Genomic DNA, 5,028 nt, shown 5'->3' with positions numbered 1-5,028 from the left:
GTAAATTATAAAACTGTAAAATTCTAGTAGCTTCATCAAAATCATTTTGAATACCACCACCAAAGCCAGTTGCGTTAACCGTTATCACTTCTAAGTTGAACAAATCTCCATTTGACAAAAGATATGCAAGAGCATGTTGATCATCGAGTTCATTATTTGCATCCGTATCAAAAATGATATTAAGTTTTTGAGTATCGCTTCCTGTTCCGGAATCGTTATCCTCATTAGAATCACCTTCTTCCTCATTTTGTGAATCTGAATTTTCATCATCATCGGCTTCCTCATTTTGTGTGTCCAGAACTTCTGCAGATTCATCAATTTGTTCTTCAGAAATAATTTCAAATAAATCTGAATCTTTACTGCATGAGGTAAAGAATAGAATACTACAAATAAGGAGTAAAAATGATTGGGGACTATTCAAAAAGTGTTTCATAAGTCTCAGTGGAGTAAATTCTACGGTATTCAAATTTGGGTTTTGTAAAAATATTTAGATTTTAGTAATTGGTCGGTAAATTGATTCATTTTTTCGATGAAATACCTAATTTGACATCAATACTTAAACGCAACGAACTATAATTTTCGATCTCACCGTTTTTATTATTCGATGAACTACACTATTTTTTAATAAATATTTTAGATTTCCAGGAAAAATCAACCAATTGCATTAGTCTATGAAAATATCAGTCTTGAATAATGATAGCCAATGAAGTTTTAAATTCTCATAGAGAATCTAATATGAAATAACTAACATATAAGAATCCTTGTGGAGGTGAAATATATATCGAGTGCCCCACAGTAAAACAAGATGATATTGGCTCAAGGTCTTATAGTATTAAGTTGATACTCCAAGTAATTGTTAATTCTTACCACTAAGGCTAAATATAATTCTTAAGTCTTTTCGATACTAAAGCACGTTTGGGTGTTTTTGGTAATCAGTCACAAAGAATATCTCCAAGCCAAAACACGATATCGAGTCTAGCAGCAAACGAGGCTCCATATGAGGTTCAAAGACTTAGTAATATAACTCAAATATATCAATTCAGAAAAGTTCTTTCAGAAAATTCACATCAAAAGACTTAGTCATTGTTGTCACCAAGAGGTACTACTGCATACTTATTCAATTTTCAGTACCAGATTAGGATATTGACTAAAAATAGATAGAATATTAGATTGGTAAAGGCACTATAAGGTTAAATAAATATTCGCACCAAGAGTTTCGATCAGGTATGAAAAGCCTTTCAATCAATTTGGTTGCTTCCTTGTACAAGAAATAATGACTTTGAAACGATTAAGTATGTCTTACAAAGTGTTAAGGAGTTTTATCGTATATTCCGAACAGTTCCAAAATTTATAAAAAAACTTAATGACTATAATCAATAGAATTAAATATAATTTACTTAAAACTTCTTTAGCCATACCTTTAAAAAACATTCAAGCGAGAATACAATACATCAGAATAATTTCTTTCAAATCAGATATTAATCGAAAGACAGTATATTGCATATCACCATATAAAACTGGTACTACCTATTTGGCAAAATCTTTTAGTCCAAAAATATCCAAACATGAACCTCTGCACCTTGCATCGTTAAAATGTCTTTCCAATAATTTTGATAGTTTTTTCAAGAGAAGGATGCAATATCTAAATCTCAAATTGGAATGTTCGGGATTTTGGAGTGCTTACATAAATGAATTGATTGAAAATGAAGACGCAAGGGATTTGGAATATATATGTATTCTAAGAAATCCATCCTCATGGGTATCTTCTGTAATAAATTACTGGAACGTCAGAATTAAGATGGAAGAATATAAATACCCGATCGGCAATGATTTTTTTTGGAAAATGAAGGTTGGTGTAAATCTTTATGAATTTGAAATTGGCAATAATACCAACAAGAATCAAGAAATAATAGATAAGCTCATTCAATTTTACATGAATTTCACTAAAAAAACCCGTCTTCTTAAAAATCTCACTTATGTTAAGCTAGAGGAAATAGATAAGAAATTACCATATATTGAGACCTTACTGAATGAACCACAAACTCCTTCTACTCAAAAACGCTTCATGAGAAAAGGAAAACATAAACCTTTCATCTATAATAATCAATCAATTGATTTGGAGTACGAGTTATTGACGGCAAAATTGATTAAGGAAAGGGAATTATTGTCTTAAATTAAAAACATCAAACGTTGCCTCCAAAATGGGTTAATAATATCATTGTGACTTACCTTTAAAAACGAAATAGTTAAAAGCAGGGGGTTAGAATCAGTTTTATAAGTTATTATAGGGAACCAAAAACCAAGGGGACGGATTAACTAAGATGTAAATGGAGATCTATAGCTGTACGTTAAGAATCTTCACTATATATTGTTATAGAACAATTCTTGGTGGAGGCCGGATATAGTGAACTTGTATTAAATCATATATTCACTTTTTAAGGATTTGATTGAAACCAAGCGATATTTTTTTATTCTTCTTATTAGCGTAGTTAAATTTTTTTTTCTGAAAAAGTTTAGCTTAGTCTTTCGCTGTTGCTTTCCTTCTTTATTCATTAACATATTGGTTCCGTTGACCATGCTATAAATTACCGCAGGAAAGGGGAATGGCTGTAAAGTATGTCCCTTTAAATCAGTCCAGCCATGACGGAACACACCATTTTTATTAATCATAAGGTGGAAAAATTCTGGTTTTATGATTATACAAGATCCACAAACTCGGTTGAAATTTTTTAAATTCAGATAGGCGTAATTCCTACCTTCGTTGTACAAATAGCCTTTTTGGACATACCATCCAGTAATTGAATCGGAACCATTGTCGTTAACATAGCCACTAATTTTATTACTGATACAATCATCTCCATCAACTGTCATTATATAAGAAATTCCTTCTTTTTGTGCCTCCCTAGCTCCAAATTTGATTTTATTGGCCTTGTCAACTTCTTTTTTTACACTATTTTCTTTGGGAGATTCACCTAGAACAGGTGGAGGAAAATCAACTTGCAAAAAAGTCACCCTATTATCCTTTACAAAGGAAGTCTCAGGAATTTCATGACAAACTACGAAAACCTTGAAATTTAGATTTTTTTGATTACAAATTGACTTTATGGTGCGTTCTACGTAACGAGAAAAAAGGTCCCATTCCTTCGAAATAGTTTTACTTTTTATAGGTACAATGAATCCCAGCATTTCTTAATGTTTAATTATTAATGTAGCCTTATCCTTTTAAGGACAACTCTAAATTCAACAATTTTTGATTAATAATGTTCGTTTCGGGGAAGAATTCTTCCCCCGAAACGGTTTTTATATTCCCTTGGTGGCATATCATCTAATGCCAAATGTAGGTGCTTTGTATTGTAATCTTCCTTCCATTTGTTAGTTAGTGTTCTTATCTTACAGGTCATTAAACCAATAATCATCAAGAACATCTTCCCGATAATGCCTGTTAAGGCGTTCCATAAATGCATTCTGCACAGGTTTTCCTGGCTGTGTAAATCTAAGCTCAATCCGCTTCTTTTTATACCATTTTGTTAGGGCTTTAGATATTAATTCAGGACCATTATCACAACGTATGGTTTTAGGCAACCCTATTTCTTCTACTAAATGACCTAAGGTCTCTACAACCATTTTGGCAGGATAGTAGAGTTCAATATCCATAACTAAAGCTTCACGGTTACAATCATCCATTACATTGAATACTCTAATCTTTCTTCCATCGGATGATACATTGGCCATAAAATCCATGCTCTATACCTCATTGAACTGATTTTGAACTTCCAAAGGGTTCTTTACTCTTTCTGGAAGCCTTTTTTTGTGTTTCCTTCTCAGTTTAAGGTTCATAGCCCTGTAAACACGAAGCACCCCTTTCCTGTTCCATTTATGATCTTCATGACGCAATCGTTTGTAATACACTTCAAAACCTCTAGTAGGTAGTTCTTTTGCCAAGCGTGAAAGAGCAATTATAACCTTGGTATCGTCTTTCTTGTTATGGTTGTACCACATCGAACGAGGAAGTTCAAGAACCTGACAGGAACGTGACACACTTATCGAATAGAACTCTTGAAGGTATTTAGCACGATGCTTCTTGTCGGAAGGCCTTAGAACTTTTTTGATAGTACATCCTTGAGCATTCTAATATACAGACTGGCATCGGCGTACGTCTGCTTGAGCTTGCGGTTTTCTTCCTCCAGTTCCTTTAAACACTTTATATGGGTAATCTCCATACCACCATATTTCTTGCGCCAATAATAAAACGTACTGGTATCGATACCCAATTCTCTGGATATCTCTCTAACTTTCCTCCCTTGTTCGTTCTCTTTTAAAGCCTTGATTATTTGGCTCTCGGTAAACTTGCTTTTCTGCATCTGACAGTTAAAATTTAAAATTTCTGAATTTTATACTGCCCTATTTTTGGGGAAGGCTACACACCAAATTCAGCTTGGTAAATCATGGAATATTTATCAAAAATTATTTCAAATCACACTATAATTCTTAAACTTAATTCTAATCATTCCACCAAATAGTCGTTTTCAATTGATTCAAAAAAGTCTTCAATGATTGCTTCGCTATTGAAATCCTCCCAAATTGTAATCTCTCTGCTATTTCCGGGTCTGTTAGACCAATTTAGGTTATCTACAACTATGGGAGCAGGTATTGATTCTCTAACGCCCCATTGAGGATTCTTCAAGATTGATAACGCGACCAAATCAAAAAGTGGTTTCCGTGGCCTGTCACCGCTTTTATTTTGAAATAGGTTAATGGAGTAATCGCCAAAATGACGAAAACTACCTCCGTGTCTACCTGTTACGGGTGACATTGCCAATGGCCCTAGACCAGGCATTTTATCATAAATCTCAGTTCTAGATACACTAACATTAGCTGATCCCCTTAAAGAAGAATTCTGCCGTACGGTAACTATTTCTAAGGGAATGCCACTTTCTATGACATAGTTGACCGATGATACGTCATTTTCCAGATTGTATTCACCCCTGTCAGGATAGTTTGAACCGAGCCATATTACCTTAGTTCTAT

The 5,028-nt window shown here is 33.6% G+C and carries 5 protein-coding genes and 2 pseudogenes; 1 reads left to right on the top strand and 6 read right to left on the bottom strand.

The genetic code is table 11. From position 1 onward, the window contains the following. Positions 1-433, bottom strand: a pseudogene (locus ACFSQJ_RS14540) (hypothetical protein); the annotation flags it as partial. A 930-nt stretch (positions 434-1,363) separates the two neighbouring features. Between ACFSQJ_RS14540 and ACFSQJ_RS14535 the strand changes: the two are divergent. After that, positions 1,364-2,173, top strand: coding sequence for a hypothetical protein (locus ACFSQJ_RS14535; protein WP_377767690.1), 810 nt, complete (start codon positions 1,364-1,366; stop codon positions 2,171-2,173). A gap of 242 nt (positions 2,174-2,415) precedes the next feature. Here ACFSQJ_RS14535 and ACFSQJ_RS14530 read toward each other — a convergent pair whose 3' ends face one another. The 5 genes and pseudogenes from ACFSQJ_RS14530 to ACFSQJ_RS14510 form a co-directional block, all read right to left on the bottom strand. Next, the gene (locus ACFSQJ_RS14530; protein ID WP_377767689.1) at positions 2,416-3,186 is read right to left on the bottom strand and encodes a glycosyltransferase family A protein; all 771 of its coding nucleotides are present in this window, start codon (positions 3,184-3,186) and stop codon (positions 2,416-2,418) included. A gap of 204 nt (positions 3,187-3,390) precedes the next feature. Continuing rightward, complete coding sequence (locus ACFSQJ_RS14525) at positions 3,391-3,732, bottom strand: DDE-type integrase/transposase/recombinase (RefSeq protein WP_377767688.1); 342 nt, start codon at positions 3,730-3,732, stop codon at positions 3,391-3,393. 12 nt (positions 3,733-3,744) lie between these two features. Continuing rightward, positions 3,745-4,038, bottom strand: coding sequence for a hypothetical protein (locus ACFSQJ_RS14520; protein WP_377767687.1), 294 nt, complete (start codon positions 4,036-4,038; stop codon positions 3,745-3,747). A gap of 56 nt (positions 4,039-4,094) precedes the next feature. Beyond that, positions 4,095-4,361 (bottom strand): transposase, encoded by a 267-nt coding sequence (locus ACFSQJ_RS14515; RefSeq protein ID WP_377767686.1) that lies wholly within the window; start codon positions 4,359-4,361, stop codon positions 4,095-4,097. A 143-nt stretch (positions 4,362-4,504) separates the two neighbouring features. Next, positions 4,505-5,028, bottom strand: a pseudogene (locus tag ACFSQJ_RS14510) (nucleoside hydrolase); the annotation flags it as partial.

Origin of the sequence: Croceitalea marina (assembly GCF_042684265.1) — a bacterium.
Lineage (GTDB): Bacteria > Bacteroidota > Bacteroidia > Flavobacteriales > Flavobacteriaceae > Croceitalea > Croceitalea marina.
Note: the sequence above shows the minus strand (reverse complement) of the source record. Positions and strands in the feature narration are given on the sequence as shown.

Excerpts from the sequence above, each read along its gene's own strand:
- ACFSQJ_RS14535 (WP_377767690.1), top strand. The coding sequence starts at position 1,364 with ATGACTATAATCAATAGAATTAAATATAATTTACTTAAAACTTCTTTA.
- ACFSQJ_RS14530 (WP_377767689.1), bottom strand. The coding sequence starts at position 3,186 with ATGCTGGGATTCATTGTACCTATAAAAAGTAAAACTATTTCGAAGGAA.
- ACFSQJ_RS14525 (WP_377767688.1), bottom strand. The coding sequence starts at position 3,732 with ATGGCCAATGTATCATCCGATGGAAGAAAGATTAGAGTATTCAATGTA.
- ACFSQJ_RS14515 (WP_377767686.1), bottom strand. The coding sequence starts at position 4,361 with ATGCAGAAAAGCAAGTTTACCGAGAGCCAAATAATCAAGGCTTTAAAA.